The sequence below is a fragment of the Parachryseolinea silvisoli genome (assembly GCF_021190955.1).
Classification (GTDB): domain Bacteria; phylum Bacteroidota; class Bacteroidia; order Cytophagales; family Cyclobacteriaceae; genus Ohtaekwangia; species Ohtaekwangia silvisoli.
Genome location: NZ_JAIOAO010000002.1, coordinates 290,312 through 309,253, shown reverse-complemented (window position 1 = coordinate 309,253; position 18,942 = coordinate 290,312). Strand labels below are relative to the sequence as shown.

Annotated in this window: 21 protein-coding genes and 1 tRNA gene; 11 read left to right on the top strand and 11 right to left on the bottom strand. The window is 46.7% G+C overall.

The genetic code is table 11. The features are described from left to right. Positions 1-55: 55 nt before the first annotated feature. The gene (gene der / locus K7P01_RS11035; RefSeq protein WP_267292886.1) at positions 56-1,366 is read right to left on the bottom strand and encodes a ribosome biogenesis GTPase Der; all 1,311 of its coding nucleotides are present in this window, start codon (positions 1,364-1,366) and stop codon (positions 56-58) included. A gap of 35 nt (positions 1,367-1,401) precedes the next feature. Beyond that, positions 1,402-2,292: a GTPase Era gene (gene era / locus K7P01_RS11030; RefSeq protein WP_267292884.1), complete on the bottom strand. Its 891-nt coding sequence runs from the start codon at positions 2,290-2,292 to the stop codon at positions 1,402-1,404. Positions 2,293-2,443: 151 nt separating this feature from the next. Between era and K7P01_RS11025 the strand changes: the two genes are divergently transcribed. The 5 genes from K7P01_RS11025 to yhdJ all read left to right on the top strand — a co-directional run bounded on the left by K7P01_RS11025 (position 2,444) and on the right by yhdJ (position 4,788). Then, positions 2,444-2,516 (top strand) — tRNA-Met (locus tag K7P01_RS11025). Positions 2,517-2,603: 87 nt separating this feature from the next. Then, on the top strand, positions 2,604-2,831 hold the full coding sequence (locus K7P01_RS11020) for a UPF0175 family protein (protein ID WP_267292882.1): 228 nt from the start codon (positions 2,604-2,606) through the stop codon (positions 2,829-2,831). Then, positions 2,824-3,279 (top strand): DUF3368 domain-containing protein, encoded by a 456-nt coding sequence (locus K7P01_RS11015; RefSeq protein WP_267292880.1) that lies wholly within the window; start codon positions 2,824-2,826, stop codon positions 3,277-3,279. Before K7P01_RS11020 ends, K7P01_RS11015 begins: the two co-directional genes overlap by 8 nt. 270 nt (positions 3,280-3,549) lie before the next feature. Next, positions 3,550-3,756, top strand: a complete 207-nt coding sequence (locus K7P01_RS32100; protein WP_397311099.1) for a Wadjet anti-phage system protein JetD domain-containing protein — start codon at positions 3,550-3,552, stop codon at positions 3,754-3,756. Between the two features lie 219 nt (positions 3,757-3,975). Then, positions 3,976-4,788, top strand: coding sequence for an adenine-specific DNA-methyltransferase (yhdJ, locus tag K7P01_RS11010; protein ID WP_267292878.1), 813 nt, complete (start codon positions 3,976-3,978; stop codon positions 4,786-4,788). A 133-nt stretch (positions 4,789-4,921) separates the two neighbouring features. Here the strand turns inward: yhdJ and K7P01_RS11005 are convergent, their stop codons facing one another. The 5 genes from K7P01_RS11005 to K7P01_RS10985 form a co-directional block, all read right to left on the bottom strand. Further along, the gene (locus K7P01_RS11005) at positions 4,922-5,896 is read right to left on the bottom strand and encodes a quinone oxidoreductase family protein (RefSeq protein ID WP_267292876.1); all 975 of its coding nucleotides are present in this window, start codon (positions 5,894-5,896) and stop codon (positions 4,922-4,924) included. A gap of 91 nt (positions 5,897-5,987) precedes the next feature. Further along, a complete protein-coding gene (locus K7P01_RS11000) occupies positions 5,988-6,503 on the bottom strand; it encodes a Crp/Fnr family transcriptional regulator (protein WP_267292874.1) in 516 nt (171 codons plus the stop codon). A 126-nt stretch (positions 6,504-6,629) separates the two neighbouring features. After that, positions 6,630-7,355: a YARHG domain-containing protein gene (locus K7P01_RS10995; protein ID WP_267292872.1), complete on the bottom strand. Its 726-nt coding sequence runs from the start codon at positions 7,353-7,355 to the stop codon at positions 6,630-6,632. Between the two features lie 93 nt (positions 7,356-7,448). Beyond that, complete coding sequence (locus tag K7P01_RS10990; RefSeq protein ID WP_267292870.1) at positions 7,449-8,543, bottom strand: adenylate/guanylate cyclase domain-containing protein; 1,095 nt, start codon at positions 8,541-8,543, stop codon at positions 7,449-7,451. 140 nt (positions 8,544-8,683) lie between these two features. Next, positions 8,684-10,246, bottom strand: a complete 1,563-nt coding sequence (locus tag K7P01_RS10985) for a T9SS type A sorting domain-containing protein (RefSeq protein WP_267292868.1) — start codon at positions 10,244-10,246, stop codon at positions 8,684-8,686. A 238-nt stretch (positions 10,247-10,484) separates the two neighbouring features. Here K7P01_RS10985 and K7P01_RS10980 point away from each other — a divergent pair, with 238 nt between their 5' ends. From K7P01_RS10980 to K7P01_RS10970, 3 genes are all read left to right on the top strand, one after another. Then, on the top strand, positions 10,485-11,090 hold the full coding sequence (locus K7P01_RS10980) for a short chain dehydrogenase (RefSeq protein ID WP_267292866.1): 606 nt from the start codon (positions 10,485-10,487) through the stop codon (positions 11,088-11,090). 11 nt (positions 11,091-11,101) lie between these two features. Next, complete coding sequence (locus K7P01_RS10975; protein WP_267292864.1) at positions 11,102-11,320, top strand: hypothetical protein; 219 nt, start codon at positions 11,102-11,104, stop codon at positions 11,318-11,320. Between the two features lie 130 nt (positions 11,321-11,450). Then, positions 11,451-12,086 carry a YrhB family protein gene (locus K7P01_RS10970; protein WP_267292862.1) on the top strand — a complete coding sequence of 212 codons (636 nt, stop codon included), beginning with the start codon at positions 11,451-11,453 and terminating at the stop codon, positions 12,084-12,086. Positions 12,087-12,099: 13 nt separating this feature from the next. Here the strand turns inward: K7P01_RS10970 and K7P01_RS10965 are convergent, their stop codons facing one another. Together K7P01_RS10965 and K7P01_RS10960 are read right to left on the bottom strand one after the other, a co-directional pair. Next, on the bottom strand, positions 12,100-12,327 hold the full coding sequence (locus K7P01_RS10965; RefSeq protein ID WP_267292860.1) for a hypothetical protein: 228 nt from the start codon (positions 12,325-12,327) through the stop codon (positions 12,100-12,102). A 25-nt stretch (positions 12,328-12,352) separates the two neighbouring features. Then, the gene (locus tag K7P01_RS10960) at positions 12,353-13,222 is read right to left on the bottom strand and encodes a DUF808 domain-containing protein (protein WP_267292858.1); all 870 of its coding nucleotides are present in this window, start codon (positions 13,220-13,222) and stop codon (positions 12,353-12,355) included. 154 nt (positions 13,223-13,376) lie between these two features. Between K7P01_RS10960 and K7P01_RS10955 the strand changes: the two genes are divergently transcribed. After that, on the top strand, positions 13,377-14,165 hold the full coding sequence (locus K7P01_RS10955; protein ID WP_267292856.1) for a PhzF family phenazine biosynthesis protein: 789 nt from the start codon (positions 13,377-13,379) through the stop codon (positions 14,163-14,165). A gap of 27 nt (positions 14,166-14,192) precedes the next feature. Here K7P01_RS10955 and K7P01_RS10950 read toward each other — a convergent pair whose 3' ends face one another. Then, positions 14,193-15,116, bottom strand: a complete 924-nt coding sequence (locus K7P01_RS10950; protein WP_267292853.1) for a WD40/YVTN/BNR-like repeat-containing protein — start codon at positions 15,114-15,116, stop codon at positions 14,193-14,195. A 162-nt stretch (positions 15,117-15,278) separates the two neighbouring features. Here K7P01_RS10950 and K7P01_RS10945 point away from each other — a divergent pair, with 162 nt between their 5' ends. Then, positions 15,279-17,696, top strand: a complete 2,418-nt coding sequence (locus tag K7P01_RS10945; RefSeq protein ID WP_267292851.1) for an ABC transporter permease — start codon at positions 15,279-15,281, stop codon at positions 17,694-17,696. 122 nt (positions 17,697-17,818) lie between these two features. Next, positions 17,819-18,196: a cupin domain-containing protein gene (locus tag K7P01_RS10940; protein WP_254082245.1), complete on the top strand. Its 378-nt coding sequence runs from the start codon at positions 17,819-17,821 to the stop codon at positions 18,194-18,196. An 81-nt stretch (positions 18,197-18,277) separates the two neighbouring features. On the opposite strand, the gene K7P01_RS10935 is transcribed toward K7P01_RS10940, so the two are convergent. Further along, a complete protein-coding gene (locus tag K7P01_RS10935; protein ID WP_267292848.1) occupies positions 18,278-18,931 on the bottom strand; it encodes a hypothetical protein in 654 nt (217 codons plus the stop codon). Positions 18,932-18,942 lie beyond the last annotated feature (11 nt).

The window sequence follows — 18,942 nt, the reverse complement described above, 5'->3', positions numbered from 1 at the left end:
ATTTAGCGCAAATATACTACGATTCTTTCGTTCGATTTCAAGCGGGTAATAAAATTTATTTTTTGCGAAAGATCAGTCGAACCGGCACCCCCTCAAATGTAAAGTGCTCGCGAATCTTATTTTCAAGGTATCGCTGGTACGACTCCTGGATATACTGCGGCAGGTTACAAAAGAATGCAAACGATGGAAACCGTGCATTTACCTGCGTTATGTACTTAATCTGGATCAGCTTACCCTTGATCGACGGCGGCGGATAGTGCTCAATTTCACGTAACATGATGTCGTTGAGCTTCGAGGTTTGCACCTTTTTTGTCTTGTTGTCAAACACTTCGACTGCCTTCTCTACCACCTGGAAAATCCGCTGTTTTTCCAAAACCGAGGCAAAAATGATCGGAATGTAGTCGATCGGCGCCAGCTTCTCCAGGATGTCCTTCTTAAACTTGTCCGACGTCTTGGAGTCCTTCTCGATCAGGTCCCATTTATTGACCATGATCACCATGCCTTTGCCCTGCCGTTGTGCCAGTGCGATAAGGTTTACATCCTGCGACTCCATACCACGCTCCGCATCGATTACGATAATAACAACATCGCTTTCTTCCAATGCACGCAATGAACGCAATACAGAGTAAAACTCGACGTCGTCCTTTACCTTCCCTTTTTTCCGTACCCCGGCCGTGTCAACCAGGATAAAATCTTTACCAAAGAGTTTATACCGGGTATGGATCGCATCGCGGGTCGTACCCGCTTCATCTGTTACAATTGTACGTTCGGTACCAAGCAGTGCGTTAAGGAACGACGACTTCCCAACGTTGGGGCGTCCCACGATCGTGATCTTAGGAATGCCCGCCTCGGGATCTTCTGTTCCTTCCGACGGAAATACTTTTACGATTTCGTCCAGCAGCTCGCCCGTGCCCCCGCCGTTCTCGGCAGAGATCGGAAAAATCTCACTGTCCAATCCCAATCCGTAAAACTCGGCAGCCAGGATCGACTTGTCGGGAGTGTCGGCTTTGTTCGCGGCGACAAAGATGGGTTTCTTCGAGGCGCGCAGAACGTTGGCAAACTCTTTATCAAAACCCGTCAGACCATCGCGGCAGTCTACCATAAAGATGACAACAGACGCTTCGTCGATCGCCAGCTTTACCTGCTTGCGTATCTCTGACTCAAACTTATCTTCCGAGCCGGTAACAAAACCGCCCGTGTCGATCACCGTGAAGAATTTACCGATCCATTCGGCATAGCCATAATGGCGGTCGCGGGTCACGCCCGGCTCGTTATCCATAATGGCCTGGCGTTTCTCTACCAACCTGTTAAAAAAGGTAGACTTCCCGACGTTCGGCCTCCCTACTATTGCTACAATGTTTGCCATGTTGTCTTTTCCGTGTGTGCTATTTCGATCATTAATTATTCCAGGTATCCAAACTGCCGAAGCTTAAACTTTTCCTTGCGCCAGTTGTCGGCCACCTTCACGTGTGTTTCGAGGAATATCTTTTTCGCGAAGAATGATTCCATATCCTTTCGCGCCTGCATGCCTACTTTCTTCAGCGAGCTGCCCGCTTTCCCAATAATGATACCCTTCTGTGAGTCGCGCTCAACATAGATGGTGGCAGCAATGCGGATGATATCAGGCTCTTCTTTAAAAGATGTGACGCTCACCTCCGTGCTATACGGTATCTCCTGCTCATAATTCAGGAAGATCTTCTCGCGAATGATCTCCTGCGCAAAGAAGCGTTCGGTGCGGTCCGTATATTCGTCTTGCGGAAAGTACGCCGGGTGCTCAGGCATCAACGACAGCAGTTTCGGCAACAACGTGTCCACTTGTTTACCGGTCTGCGCCGATACGGTCACGATCTCGCGCAGGTTGGGCAGGGAGCTTTTCCAATAAGCAACCTTATCGTCCACTTGCGAACCCTTCGCCAAGTCGATCTTGTTTAATACGAGTAGAATAGGTGTCTTTATGTGCAGGAATCGCTCAAAAAGCTCTGGTTCATAAACATCTTCTATCGCTACGACCAGCAAAATGGCATCGGCATCCTCCAATGACACCTTCACATAGCTCATCATAGCCTCGTGCAAAGAGTATTTTGGTTCGAGAATCCCCGGAGTATCAGAATAAACTACCTGAAAATCGGCACCATTCAGAATTCCCATGATGCGATGACGTGTCGTTTGTGCTTTTGCAGTGATGATTGAGAGGTTCTCACCCATGAGTTTATTCATGAGCGACGACTTCCCCACGTTGGGTTTACCCACGATGCTGACAAAGCCTGCCTTAAAATTTGATGATTCAGCCATAAATGATTTTACAAAGGTAACTTGTTTTTTATATGTGAGAAGTCTACTTTTGCAAACGATTTGACAGAGACCCCTAAAAAGGAGCAAAAACTCAGATCAATTTTCGCAGCCGGCGAACTTTTCAAAGAAATAAGTCATTATAAAGATACATCGCGGGGTGGAGCAGTTGGTAGCTCGTTGGGCTCATAACCCAAAGGTCACAGGTTCGAGTCCTGTCCCCGCTACAAGGAAAGGCAACAGAAATGTTGCCTTTTTCGTTTTACGGGTGTTAGAACTTCGTATTTTTAATTGTCGGGCTAAGATTGAATTTTATGAGAACAGTACAGTTGAATATCCCAGATAGCGTAGTCATAAGCGATATGGATTTAACAATGATCATCGCGTCAAAGTTATATGAGGACGGGAGATTATCTTCCGGACAGGCGGCCGAGCTAACAGGGTTGTCCAAACGTGGGTTTATCGAGTTGCTGGGCAAGTACGGTGTTTCAGTATTTAGTGATTCACTCGATGATTTGAAATCTGATATCGCCAATGCCTAGCGTTGTTATCTCGGACGCCAGTTGTTTAATAATTCTTGATAAGATCGATAGGATAGAACTTTTAAAAAGCCTTTATCAAAATGTCGTCACGACTCCAGTGGTCGCGGAGGAATTTGGAAAGCCATTGCCAGCTTGGATAGCGTTAGAAGAAGCCGTAGATAAGAAATATCAAAGGGTACTTGAAACCTCTGTCGATCCGGGAGAGGCAAGTGCGATAGCGTTGTCGCTGAACTATGCTGATGCATTATTGCTCCTGGATGATCTCAAAGCACGGAAAATGGCCAAGAAGCTTGGTTTGCTATTTACGGGCACTCTGGGAATCTTAGTGAGGGCAAAAAAAAATGGACTGATTCCGCAGCTAAAGCCTGTCATTGATTTAATTCGTGAAACTGATTTTAGAATCTCAGATCTTTTAGTTGAGGAGATTTTGAAAGAGGTTAATGAATAGCTGTTAGGAGTGTGTCAGGATATCAGATTTCTTGATAATGCAGGTTCGATTCCTGTACGACCGGAGAGGAATCGAGATGTTCTTCCGTAAGCCTCCAATCCACATTTGGTGAAAACGCCTGTGATGTCTTCTGGTAGTGTATACTCGAAAGGAGATCAGGGCGGCCAGAGCGTCAAATGACTTGACTATAACAAGTCATTTAGTAAGCATGCTTCTTGCGCACGAGCCGATGACGATTTCTGAGGCAGAAGCAGCGTCATCAGCTGCAAGTTGGTCCTTCCGCAAATCAGGGATACAATTGTTATTTTCGGAGGCGGCTATGCATTATACGATTTAAAGCAGATTTTCTGGCTAAAGGATATTACTTTATACTATTGGGGAGATATCGACGTGCAAGGTTTTGAGATACTTTCCGTTTTACGCGTATGTTTCCAGATACATGTTCTCTATGCTGTGCCGGAACGAAGAGTCATATAAATACGCCGTCGCACTTAACGGAGGAAGAAGAAGCTTTATACCAATATTTAAAAACCTTCCAGACAAAATCGCTTGGAACAAGAAAGAATACCCCATCAGTATGTACTACAGAAGTTCGGAGAAATTGGAGCCGGTTGAAACCTCGAATGGCCGATTTTTTCATTACTTGGGTGCTCTACTTTTAAAGCTTTTTTTAATTTACCACATTAATTTTCTGTAATGGAAATACTGGGGAGTAATAGTCATAAAATAATAAAAGGGGATACGTTGTTAGCCCTCGACTCGGCAGTGGAGGATGAGACTGTAGACCTGATCTTTGCCGATCCTCCCTATAATATCGGTAAGAATTTCAATGGATTAAAAGACAAGTGGAAGAACGATGACGAGTATGTCAGTTGGTGCTATCAATGGTTGGAAATCTGTATTAGAAAATTGAAGCCAAACGGGAGTTTCTATGTAATGACATCGACTCAGTTCATGCCTTTTTTTGATATTTTTTTACGATCCAAAATGAAAATATTGTCAAGGATCGCGTGGCACTATGATAGTTCAGGCGTTCAGGCGAAAAACTATTTTGGGTCAATGTATGAGCCGATTTTGTTTTGTGTGAAAGATGATAAGAACTATACATTCAATTCAAAAGATATTTTAGTCGAGGCAAAAACCGGAGCGAAGAGAAAACTTATTGACTATCGCAAGAATCCCCCTCAGATTTATAAATCCGAGAAAGTTCCTGGTAATGTATGGGATTTTCCAAGGGTCAGGTATCGCATGGATGAATACGAGGAGCATCCTACTCAAAAGCCAATCGCCCTGCTTGACCGGATAATAAAGGCCAGTTCCAATGAGGGTGATTTGATTCTGGATCCATTTTCCGGGACATTTACCACTAGTTTTGTTGGTAAGACGCTAAAGCGAAGGACTATAGGAATAGAGATGCAGGAAGAATATGTGAAGATAGGCCTTAGACGGTTAGGTTTGAGTGATGAATACAAAGGCGAAAAACTTGTAAAGAGAGTTCGCGCTATTTGAAAAGGAAATACGGATCGATTCAGGTAAGCCGAGCCTTTTACCTAGATCTTGAGGAAGGCGATGCTTTTGTATTTGAGCTGAAACAGCCGAAACTTTCTGAATGTGTAGAAGATATGGTTATTGAATCTTGATTTTATATGATGACTACTAACCTTTCTCCGCCTGGCAGGTCCGCATCCCAAATCCGTTCAATGTCGCTGAGATCCATGCGCCTTATATCCATTGTTAGTTTTTTCACAGCGGCCAGCTGAAACATCTCCGGAATAATTTCTTTGATCAGTTGCTTCATCTCATCCCTCGTCCAACTGCCCAACCCGGAGCCTGACAGCTGCAAATTAGCGCTTCGAAGAATCTCTGAAGACAGCTGAATCGTATCACCCGTCATAGATCCCACCGAAACAAAACGCGTTCGATGCGTAAAAGCACCGGTACCTTTTAATGTTTCGAGAATGAGCGCGGCGGTGTGTCCCCACAAATAATCCACAACAATGTCGATCGGCGTATGTTGATGTATTTCTCTTAACCCTGTCACAAATGCATCGTCGTTGGTCGTCAGCAGGTATTGGTCTGCCCCGAGTTCTTTTAAGGATTGTAACGCTTGCTCATTTCTGCCGGTCACAATAATCTTTCCCGCGCCATAAATCCGGGCAATCTGTACTGCCATCTGGCCGGTAACTCCGGTGGCGCCGTTGATCAGCACCGTTTCGCCAACCTTCATGTTCGCGCTAAATCGCAACGCCATAGCCGACCCGGCAACGGCGTTCGGAAGGGCTGCTGCCGTGGCATCATCGATACCATCGGGCAACTTTATCATTTTACTTTTGTCAATGACTGCCTTTTCCGCCAGCATGCCCGTTATGCCCAGTGCATAAACACGTGTTCCGTCTGCCAGTAACCCTACACCGTCGCTACCCGGCACAATGGCTTGTTCTTGACGATCTTTAGTAGAGTAATGTTCTCCACTCGCGCGTGATTTGTCCACGTTCTTAATGGCAACGGCCTTTACAAATAGGATATCTTGTTCGTTGTGATTGGTAATAGTAGGCTCCGGAGAATCTTCGGTGTATTGGGGCATTCCGCCTTTTTTAAAAATTACGGCTGCTTTCATAATGGTAGTAGCTTTAGTTGTAATAATGTTCTGATTACAAGACAAAACTACAGCCGCCCAAGACCCTCCCGCGATAACATTTGTTAACAAATCAGCCTTTCGCGAGTTTACTTTTAATACGGCTCAGATGAACCTTGGTGATGCCCAGGTACGAAGCAATATAATGCTGAGGGATACGCCGAATGATCTGGGGCCTTTCCTGGATGAGGTTTAGATAACGTTGCTCAGGCGAGTCTTTAATGGATGATATGAATTGCTTCATATAGTCGTACGTTCGATCGAATATGGCATCGATGAACATGTCACGCAGCGAAGGGATCTCTTTTATTTCTTCCATGATCTTGTCCAGATCCTTTTTATGGATCCACCAAAGCACACTTGGCTCGATCGTTTCAATCGTAACGGGGCTGGGAATATTTTTCCGGAAGCTTTCAATCGACCCCACCATATTATTTTCAAAGAAGAACTGTGTAGTCACATCCTTCCCGTTATTATTAAACCATACCCTAATGCAACCGGTCTCAATAAGAAACATCTTCTTCGATATCTTACCTTCCTCCAGGAGTCTGGTTTTAGCAGGCACCTTCATGAGTTTAAAATAACTCACATACTCGTTCCGTTTTTTGTCGTCAATCGGAAATCTGTCTCGAAATGTGCTAAACATAGAATTGACATGAGGTTTGGTTTGAGCCGTCTTTGTCTGTAAGGTATATGTATATTAGACCACAACCCTTCACGGCTTCTCAATTTTCCGAATCGTTTCGATATTTTGCCTTTCAATATCCGTTAAGAACATATCGACATTTTCATACTGTGCCACGTACCACGACTGTGATCTGAAATACTTATCTGCGGTTCCGCCGGCCTTGAATTTGAATCCATAGCGGGCGAAAATCTCGTTTCGCATTAAACTTAGATCGGATTTTGTCATTTTTTTTAGTTCATCAATGTCTAATATTCTCAGAGAGGCCTGTGTAAACTTTCCGCGAAAATAGTCGATGGCAGCTCTACGTTTGAGCCCTACTTCCCATTGCCCTTTTTCTGGCGACGAACTCCAGGGGTTATTGATCTTCAGCCCCCGATGCAATTCATTGTTATCATCGTATCGGACAAATTCTCCGCTATACGGATAAGAAGAGAATTTATTTCCCTCAATTTTGATATCTCTCAGGTTTTCGAATTTCCATATCCATTGATTGCCATCCGAAGACCAGCTTCCGGATCTTATTTGTCCGATGATATTGCCAACAGTGAATATCAATACAAGATCCGACTCATCTTCTGAATCACCGAAATGATAAGTTCCCTGGTATTCCATCTCGAATTTTGGGACCCATTTTCTGATTTTCGTAGTATCAACCTCTTCACTCGCCATGAGCTGTCCAAGGGCTTGGAAACTGATAACGATTAAAACGAAAAACAAGGCAATGGCCGTCGTGGAGGAATGTAGTCTGCACATGATGGATAAATGAAAAGACAATTTGCTAAAATTGGCTGATCTTTCAATACATCACGCGATGCTCTCAAATAGTAAGCAATGAAAATGCCTGCTTTAAGTAGGGCGAAGAGTAAACAACGCTACTTTCTCGTCGCGGCCCCGCAGCTCACTTTCTCCCAAAGGCTGAATGTAAAACCGGCTCGAAAGATCAAGGCTGTGCACGAGCGGTCCGGAAACCAAGATGTCAACGTTATAACTATTGCAAAGCGACTGTATCCGCGCCGTGGCATTCAGAACGTCGCCAGTAAAAATGATATCCTTCTTGATAACGCCTATTTCTCCCGTGGTTACTTTGCCGAAGTGAAGTCCCGCTTTAAATGTCGGGAACACTCCGAACTTTTTCAGGTATTCTTCTTTTTGATGTTCGAGCGCCGATTGCATAGCATAAAAGCACTGAACGCAGTGGGCATCTTTTAATCCCTTCTTCATGCGCCATGAAATAACAACTTCATCCCCTACATATTGATAAATCTCGCCTTCATGACGCAGGATGGGGTCTGACAAGTCGGAAAAATAGGCCTTCAGCATGTCGAAATATTTCAGGTGTCCTATTTTCTCAGCGATCGTTGTCGACGACTTCATGTCCACGAACATAAATATCCTTTCTTCCTCCCGGGGCGTATGATATCGGCCCGTCAGAAAATTAAGGAGCACCGCCTGGCCGAGATTTTCACTTACTTCCAGATAAAACAGGGATATAACAATGATGGCGGCGATGTAAGCCTCGACACTCCAGAACGCGTAGTGGGAAACGAAGAGCTTGACATGGTGTAGAACCCGTGCATCGAGAATATGAGTGTCAAGCACCGTGGCATTATAGACGGTTGTGATGATGAGCAGGATCACAACGACAATAACCAGGTAAAGCAGCGTTTTGAATGCGATCTTCCTGGCCAGACTCATGCTGCTAAACAATCCATGCAGATACAGGGCCTCGACAGTACCAAACGCCAATCCGAGCAAGCTCGTCGACAGCAGCGTGGCAAGAATAGTGGCTTCGAACTGATACGGATTTCCCGTGCCGGGATAATACGTTAGATTCCCGAGAATCCCTTTTTCGAGGAAGCTATACACGATACCCGCAATGCCCCAGATCACACCAAAAGAAATGATCTGGAATATATTGCGTCGAAATTTGTATGACAGCATAAATACTACGAGTAAACCTGCTGAAATGTAGGCATGAAAGCCCAGTTTTGAAATATGTGCCAAACAGATCATCATGAATATCGCGGAGCTCACACGAAAGGCATGGAGCTTATTAAAAGCTCCATGCCTTTTTCATCGTATTATTTTTTAAGTAGCCGTTCAGTTTTTGTTACACCGTCTACTTCCAGGTGAATCAGGTACACTCCTTCTTTCAAGTGCGACAGGTTGATGGCTTCACCCGAGCCTACAGCTTTAGTCGGAACCACCTTGTGGCCCTGCGCATCGGTGATCGTAAGCGTGGCCTGTTTGCCCTCAAAGCTCACCACAACCTTGTCAGTCGACGGGTTAGGGTATAGGGCGCTCGTAACAGTAGTTTTAGCCGTTGCCGCCGCAGCCGTTCCTTTTTCAAAGAATTCCAGCTCTGCCAACTGAAGGAGGGAGCCGCTGTTGTTGGTGAACGTCAGACGATAGTAGCGGTACGCGGTGCTGTTAGTGAATGTAAAAACACGCTTCTGATAGCGGTAGGGAAAGTCTTCACCACTGCGTGTATCCAGATTCACCCAAGTGGTACCATTCGTGCTGCCTTGGAGCGTCCAGCTCAGCGGATCGCGCTCCACGGCATCGTTGGCCGAAGTGACACTGTAGCGATCAACGACATAGTTGGTAGTGGCTTGATATTGTACCCACGCCGAGTTATGAAACGTCAGATACTTGGTCGTATGGCTGTTGTCAATGAGATTGCCAACGCCTTCTGCCGCTGGTGAGTCGCTATACTGGGCGCTAACGCTTCCACCCAGGTTGGTAATGTCGTTGCCGTTATTGACCGTATTGGAGTAGGGGAATGGGAATTGATATTGCGCTTGAATGAATTGTGCTTCCCATTCGGCCGGCCATCCAAAAGCAAGCGTTGCCTGTGCTTTCAGGTTAGCATTGGCAGCACCGCTCCAGAAATGCACAAACTCACCCCAGTTCATATCGCGCGCATAATTGTTGCCGTTCTTCGGGAAGTGCTGTGCCAGCAGCACAAAGTAATTGTTCAGTAGCGCCGTACCACCATGGTTGGCATAGATCGGATAGAACCAGTCGCGGAACCAGTAAGTGTTAGTCCTTGGAAAGTTATCGCTGTTGTTGATCATCAGGTTGTACCAGCGGGTTACATCGTTTGTACGTCCCAGTCCTACATAAACATCGTAGTTGAAAATCTCAGCCCATTTGCTATCACCCCATAGCGGACGGTGCGGCGAGCCATGAATGCCTTTGGAAGCACCCTCCACGATGTGGGCTACTTCATGTGTAGTCAGGTCCAGATCGTTTCCGGCGCCGCTTGTCCAGGGACCCGGACCGCAGTCTGTCACGTTTCGATTGTCGTGTCCAGCGTCGAAGTACGTGGAGGGATGTCCACCGCTGTAGCGGCCGGTGTGAAAGATGGCGTACAGGCGGTTTTCGGTACCATAGTTCCCATATACGCTTTTGGTGTAACGCCAGACGTCGCCCATATATTGAAAGGGCCACGTAACAGTAGAGCTTACGTTGTTATCGTAATACACAGCCAGGTCGTTGTCATAATAGACACGGTTCAAAACCTGGTTGTGTTCAAACCAATGTTCCTGCCAGGTGGCGGGAGGGGTTTGAGCATGAGCGGCGACGCACAACAGCACAACGGCTGTTATCAATGCGAATCTGTTGGTTAAAATTCTCTTCATATCGGTTGAGTTTAAATTATAGCCGATCGGGGGCACCGGCAACGGAGGGAAGGTACAAACGACTGATGCAACGGACGGTATCAGTTATTGAACGGTACGGTCTAATTATTGTGCGGTATAATATTTAACCCAGGTAATGACTGGTGGTCTAGGCGTTTGTCCTATTCAATTCAATTTTTGTCCTATACGGCTGTGAATGTGGAGAAGTAGTTTTGCATACGAATCAATATTCAACAGCATGAAAGCAAAAAAGAAGATCATTATCGTAGGCGCCACAGGAACAATGGGCAAATACCTGGCCGGTGCCTTTGAAAGAGAGCACGAAGTCATCCGGGTCGGTACAAAAGGGGGAGACTTTCAGGTGGACATCACGTCGACGGAGTCCATCGAGAGTTTATTTAAAAAGACAGGCTCGTTTGACGCACTGATCTGCACGGCAGGCCCGACATATGTTGGCCCCTGGAAAAACATGACCGACAAGGAATTCCGCAAAGGCCTGGAAGGCAAACTGATGGGCCAAATCAATTTGGTGCTGATCGGTCAACATCACATTAATCCCAAAGGATCATTCACGCTCATCACAGGCGCATTAACACATGAACCCGTCATGAACTTCGCCAATGCCTCCGCCGCCAACGGCGCAGTCGAAGCCTTCGTGCGCGCCGCTGCCATTGAACTGGAAAATGGCGTTCGCATCAACGCCGTAAGCCCCACGGTAATTGAGAACTCGCCACAATACTTCCCGTTCTTCCAGGACATCCCCGTCACCATGAAACAACTGGAGTATGGTTTCCGCAAGAGCGTCTTTGGCGCAAATACCGGCCAGGTAATTACACCCCACTAGAATAACGCCCGATGAAGATAAAAATGAAATGGATGATGACCCTGAAAATATGGGTCGTCATCTTCCCCTCCATAACCTTGTTCCTCTCGGTGTTCGGTCCGGCGCTGTCAGCGCTACCGTTATACCAGCGAACATTCCTACTGACTGTTGTATTAGTGCCGTGGATGGTCTTTGTTGGCTTGCCTTTCATAGACGCGGTGATTCACCAGATCTTCAAAAGGAATGCTTGACAGGAACATTGATCTGGCTACTCCGATGTACTCTGGAAGTCGGCTCATACAGTTGCCTTTCGATTTTTGTCCTTCAAAATCGCTTCCTGAATTGTCGGGAGAAATTTACTTTTGCAGTAAAGTGGTAGGTATGGCAGACTATTTTCAGGAAGCGAGGAACTATGCTATTAAACAGTTTGGCAATGAGTATGCCGTAGATCAGCGGAGTATTGTTGACGAGGAGGACTTTTTCAGCTTTGTATGCCATACAAAAGCATTCCTGGAAACAGGTGACTTTTCTAAAATGACCGTAGGGCAGGGATACACGTTTATAGTAAAGCGAGATAACAGAATTATTCCGTTTGGAAGCGGGCTGTCGTTTGAGCAAGCCCGGGCAACATTGGAAAAATGGCTAGCGGCAGAAATCAGGATAAAAAAATATAAGCGCGAATTTGACCCTGCGAAAAGGTATGACATTCAGATCACGCGCATAAATAAACGTTGGGTGATAATCGACAAGCTCTTGAAGTTTGAAATTGCCTACACAATTCCCGAGATCGTGGGGGATTCGATTTTTAGGATTCCTAAAAAGTATAATAGTAAGATTCTGGAAGAAAGATTGACCGGACTTCCTGTCACGTTTTGTGACATTAAAGACAGACTTTCTTTGATTGATGAATTACTGGTCGCGGATGCCTGCGAGTTTGATCTCGTGGAACACCGGGAGAAGAACTTCGCTAAATATACAGTCAAGGCTACTGAAGAAGATTTGAAGCCTATTTGGTAAATAGGCGAAGATCTTATTTCCGCATATCTTTCTCCGTAGGCTGTTTCAAAAAGACCTTGCCGTCCTTCCCAAAGCTCCAGACATTTGATACCTCCCGCAAGGTAGCAAATACCTCGGCTCCCTTTTGTACTTGATCTTTTGTCACCCTTCTCAGCGTTCTGTTTGCTTCCCGTTTGTCCTCTTTTTCAGTCGTGGACGTACTAATACCCTGCTTTGGAATCTTTTTATAGGATCGGCTCATGACGGCTATGCTATTGTTCGCTGCTCTAATCCCGTTTCAACAACGAGAATATCTTCTTCCCGCCGCTCACGAAAGCGACTACAATGAGCCCTGCGGCCAGTCCCATCACAAACTCTTTAATGGTCGTCGGCATCTCAGGGAAAAGATGATGTAGATAATCAATGTTGTGGACAAAAATTCCACCAGAAACCAAAATCAAGGCGATGGTGCCGATGAAACCAATAAACTTAATGATGATCGGGAGCGACTTAACCATTACATGGCCGAGTTGTGATACAATTCCTTTGTCGGATGAATGTTTAATGAGTTTATAACCGATATCATCCATCCGGACAATGAGCGCCACGAGCCCATAAACACCAATCGTCGCCAGAAGTGAAACAATGCAAACAATAATGATTTGCATGGTTAGGCTTTTATCTAAAACAGATCCCAATGCAATAATGACAATCTCAACAGAGAGGATAAAGTCGGTGGTGATAGCAGATTTAATTTTTGCTTTTTCGGAAGAACTGTTGTTTTCATCATGCTCTTCTATTACTTCATGACCCGCCTTTGAACGGTGAAAAAGATATTCAATAATCTTCTCCACGCCTTCATATGCCAAGTAGATCCCTCCTAACACCAAGCTGACGATAATAGCGGTCGGGAAAAAGGCATTTAACAATAAAGCAATGGGAACGATTATAACCTTATTAATAAAAGAGCCTTTTGTAATCGCCCATAGCACAGGCAGCTCACGTGAAGCCATAAACCCTGTGGCCTTCTCCGCATTGACGGCCAGGTCGTCGCCCAATATCCCAGCCGTTTTACGCGTGGCTATCTTGCTTGCTACAGCAACGTCATCCATCAACGCCGCTAAATCATCCAGAACAGAAAAAAAACCTGACGCCATAGTGCTATCGTTCCCAAACGGCAGCAAAGATAAAATTTAAATTCGATTCCGTGCCTTCAAAATCCACGTCGTAAATGCGTGGTTTTCTCTCTACAGTTAACCCGAAAACGATTTTTCTTGTTTTATTCGTGGCAGAGACAAACACTTTTCAGACATGAAACTAGAACTGTATCAGATAGATGCTTTTACCGATAAAGTCTTCCAGGGCAATCCAGCCTGCGTCGTTCCCCTGGATGCCTGGCTTCCCGACGAAACACTTTTGAAAATAGCCCAGGAAAATGCCGTGGCAGAGACTGCTTTTTTTTTACGTAACGGCGACAAGTTTCACCTGCGATGGTTTACGCCAGACATTGAAATGGACTTATGTGGGCACGCTACCCTGGCAACGGCACACTGCCTGAAAACATTGCTTGGCTATACGGGCGAAAAAGTTGTATTTCAAACACTGAGCGGAGAGTTAATCGTAGCATTCCAGAAAGATCTTTATAGCCTGGACTTTCCATCGCGTATGCCCGTACCCGCCGACTTACCCGAGATCATTTCGAAGTCACTAAGCGTACAGCCGCGGGAAGTTCTCAAATCCAGGGATTACGTTCTGGTGTACAATAGCCAGTCCGATGTTAGCCAGATAAAGATCAATCGGCAGACATTTGACCGGATAAACCTAAATCCTGGTGGAGTGATCATAACGGCAAAAGGAGACACATGCGATTTTGTATCCCGGTACTTTACGCCACAAGCATCCATTTTGGAAGATCCCGTAACGGGTTCCGCGCACTGCTCGCTTATACCCTTTTGGTCGGAAAGGCTTCAAAAAGAGCAGTTATATGCCAGGCAGATTTCTTCTCGGGTAGGGGAGCTATTTTGTCAGAATAGAGGCAGCCGGGTCATAATCGCAGGAAAAGCCAGAACGTACGCAGCAGGAAATATATGGATAGAATAAATCTCAGCTTACCCTTCCATCCGGCGCTTACTGCGACCATTGCGAGCTCCCCGCAACAATAGTATTCCCATTGACAACCAGCTCCAGGACAGGAAGATCCTTCGGAAGCCCTTGGTTGGATAATGCCCAACCCTGCAAGCCTCGTTTTATATAGACACCATCCCACTGACCTGCTAATAACGTATTGTCTTTTTCAATCACCTGGAATGTATATTTCGGAGGCATACCGGTTTGATCACTTTTCCACGACGCACCTTTGTCGGTCGAAATGAAAAGCTCACTATATGTAAGCGCATAAATGTTTTTACGATCCACGCCAAGATTGTGCAAGGAACGACCCGGCATGATTTGTTTCCAATCCTGTCCGCCTTTGCTTTTTTTAAACACACCCCGATTGGTGCCGGCATAAAGGTCACCGTCAAGTGCCCGCATGCCATTTACCTGCAGTCCGTTTTCCTCATGCTCAGGAATCCACTGATTGGTGGATTCCTGAAGGACGTATAGTCCCCCGTTGGTTCCGGCGTAAACCTTATGTTCGAGATCGGTAAGTTTCCGGATCGTCAGGTTTTTTAAGCCGCGACTAAAAGAAACCCAGGTTTTGCCCAAGTCTGATGAAATGAATAGCCCGTTGTTTTTGGTACCCGCCAGAATCTTGCCTTGATGAAAGTAAAGCGCGTTTATTTCATCGGCCGATGGAATAGTGGGCAGCGCTGACCATTCGTTTTTGGCAAAATTGAACAGAAAGATGCCATGTTGTTTTGTCGATAAGCCCAGGAATCCGGGGGCGGCGGCTATATCCGATAAAAAAATATCGTCGGGAAGTCCGGCACTCGTATTCTCCCATGTTCGACCATTGTCAGTGGAGAAATATACAATTCCCTTGCCTGGCCCTGGCAGCATTTCCTGACAGAAGCTCAAGGCAATCAAGATAAAGGATAACAACATCGTCATGTTTTTTTAAGTAAAGATAAGATACAGTAGTCTGATGTGATGTCCGCCGGCGAACAAAAACGCCCATCACCGACCATGCAACACTTCCTATTGGTACAAAACAACGTTATTTTGCGCATGGCACTATTTTAGCAATACAGCTCAGAACGCATCACCCGTCCCATGTTAATCAACTATCTCCGCATAGCATACCGGACCCTTCTCAAGAACCGGATTTTCACGATCATCAACATCACGGGCCTGGCCCTGGGCATGGCAGCATTTCTTTTCATCGTGCAATACATCCGCTTCGAGCGGAGCTATGAAGACTTTCACAAAAATGCCGACAATATCCTGCGCGTCACCGTGGATTTTTACAATGGTGAGCAATACGACATGACCGATTGTGAATCGTATGCGCCCCTGGGACCGATGCTCAAAGAAAAAATGCCCGAGGTGCTAGATTTCGTCAGACTATACGGCATGGATGGGTCTGTCAACGTGCGGGCGGGGGGCCAAAACTTTCTGGAGACAAAATTATACTGGGCCGATCCTTCTGTACTAACCGTGTTTAGCTATCCGTTGTTACACGGCGACGCCACCACCGCCCTTACCGCGCCCTTTGAAGTTATCGTGACCGAATCCATGGCGAAGAAATACTTCGGTCGTACGGAGATCATCGACGAGTTGATCGAAGTCGACAACAACCCTTACCGCGTCAAAGCCGTCGTGGCCGACCCGCCGCCCAATACGCACATAAAGTTTACATTCTTACTCTCCCGACTTTCGTTAAAGACGCTGAAGCCCTGGTACCCCGATGACAAGTGGAATAACAATAATGAATATACATATATACTAACCACCCCCGGTACAGACCTTCCGCAGCTTAATAAGAAACTCCACGCCCTGACAGAGACAGAGCTTAAAGGCAAATTAGAGCAGGAGTACTTCGTAGCGGAGCCGATAAAAGACATCCATCTCTACTCCAACAAAGCATACGAGCCCGAGCCCCCGGGTAACATCAAGGCAGTATATTACCTCGGCTTCATCGCTGTATTCCTTATCGTCATTGCCTGGGTGAACTATCTAAACCTGTCGACGGCGCGCGCCATGGAACGCGCGCGCGAAGTAGGCGTACGTAAGGTGATGGGGTCGCTCAAAGTGCAGCTCATGTTTCAATTCTTATGGGAATCCGTCCTCGTAAATGTACTGGCTGGTGCCGTAGCACTGGCATTGCTACAGTTCACATTCCCCTTGTTTCAGAACCTCTCCGGAGAACCGGTGTCGCTCAACATTCTGCACGATCGTTCTTTCTGGTTATTATTCATCGGATTGCTGGTCGCCGGATCACTATTGTCGGGTATGTACCCGGCCTTTGTGCTCGCATCGTTTAGCCCGGCCACGGTGCTGAAAGGAAAGTTCCAATCTTCTACACACGGACAGCTACTGCGTAAAGGCCTCGTGATCTTCCAGTTTAGCGCTACCGTCGTATTGATCATCAGCATGTGCACCGTTTACCTGCAAGTGCGATTCTTGCAGCATTACGACCTGGGGATGAACATCAACCAAACCCTCGTGCTCACGGGTAAACAGGTGATGTTACCCGACTCCATTGCCCGCCGCGCCAGCCAGACGCTCAAGACAGAGCTCTTGAAGAATCCTGATATACACTCGGTATACCGGGCGGCATCACTCCCGGGAGTGAACGTTCAGGAACTCAGCACCACACACGTGCTTCGCCTGGGGCAATCATCCGGGAACGGTGGCGGGTACTTGTACTCCTACATCCCTATCGATGCTGATTTTATACCGTCTCTTAACATGACCTTGCTGGCAGGACGCAACTTTGAAAACGGTGTTCCCAACCACGACCAGATAATCATCAATGAAGAAGCCGCCAAAGCGCTGGGATTCGCTAATCCTGAACAGGCAGTCGGCACTAAAGTTACCTTCCGCACACGCCACAATGCCGACGGATCAACGATTATAGGCGTGCTTAAAAACTTCTATTTCCGGTCTCCCAAGGAACAACACCTGCCTATGCTGTTCAACTATGGCGAGGCGGCCGACTATTTCGCGGTACAGCTGACAACTTCCGATATAAAAAAGACTGTCGCATCTGTCGAAGAAGTGTGGCGTAAAGTATACCCCAACACCGTGTTCGATTATTTCTTCCTGAACGAACGCTATGACAACCAGTATCGCGCCGATACAAACCTCCTCCAGGTTATGGCCGCATTCTCCGGATTGATCGTTTTCATCGCGTGTCTCGGCCTGTTTGGACTTTCATCGTACACCATCCTGCAGCGCAAAAAAGAGATCGGTATTCGCAAGGTCCTGGGTGCCTCGGTCAGTACGGTGGTCAGCTTGCTTTCGCGGGACTTTATGAAAACCGTGATCGTGGCCGCATTCATCGCCGTGCCCGTCGCATACCTGCTCATGCAGCAATGGTTGGCCGACTATGCTGTACGGATCACGCTCAATGTCGGGATATTTTTGTTTGCCGTCGCCTTTGTATTGCTGTTGGCGCTGCTTACGGTGAGTGTCCAGACAATTAAATCCGCCATGGCTAATCCCACAGACTCGCTAAAGCAAGAGTAAGGGTGCATTGCCTCTACGTCATGTTTCGCCGGCTCAGCCCCGCCATAAAGATTACGGGCTAACAATAGCATTTCTGAGGTTCGTGCATTAACATAGCACCAGCATAACGAACCGCACGAACTATGGAAAAGAAAATAGAGGCCATAAACATCATGCAAAAATTCTCCTTGTTTGAAAAACAATGGACACCACACATCATCGGCGAGCTGAACGGTCAATACGTAAAGCTTTGCAAGCTGAAAGATGACTTTGTATGGCATAGCCACGAAAATGAGGACGAGCTATTTATGGTGTTTAAAGGCACCTTGCTGATGGACTTCCGCGACGGCCGCACAGTAGAAGTAAAAGAAGGCGAGATATTGATTGTCCCCAAAGGGGTCGAGCATCGCCCGCATACCAACGGTGAACTGGTTTTTAACCTGCTCTTTGAACCAAAAGAAACATTACACACCGGCAACGTAGAAAGCGAAAAGACCGTAAAGCAATTGGATTGGATCTAACGCGGGAATAACACGATCGGAATACAAGAAAGAGGTTGCGGCACACAACCTCTTTTTTGTTCTTACACAACGACGTCAGCTCTACTGGCGTGTAATCTTAAGGTTGGCGAACATACCCGCCACACCGTCGTTCCACAAGCCGATGCGACCGGTCTTGCGGGTATTTAGTTTTTTGACCACCAGCGAGGGTGTGGTAGCATGGTCGACATATACTTTTACGTCGGTAGCCCCTACTTCAATCCTGGCGTGGAACCAGTCCGTAGCGACCGGTGCCGGCGTCACAGCTTTTTCATAGAGGCCGTTCTGCTCCTCGCGCAGCCGGTGCCAGGTATAGTCGGGGTGGCTTACATACTGTACCGCGTGAATCTTCCGTACGGGATCTTCCGCGCGGAAGTTAAAGGGCCGGAAGTACACCAGGTCATACGTCGTGGTGTCGACACCGTGGAATGCAACACCGATGAAGCTCATCTGAAAGACATCATAACCCTTTAGGTCGACTTCAATAGTCCCTGTCGAAAACTCTTCGCCGGTGATCCAGGCCACACCCGTGAGGCTAATGCCTTGCTTCTGGTTTCGGGCGTCCGTTATCGGATAGGGGTTTGGCAAATACACCTGAAACTTCCGTTCTTTGAGTAACTGCTGCAGATCGTACGTCCTGGCTTGTTGCGCAACGACCGGTAAAGCCAGGGCTAGCAACGTTAAAAGCAGGAGCGAGGATTTTACGTTTGTATTCATAAGTGACGATG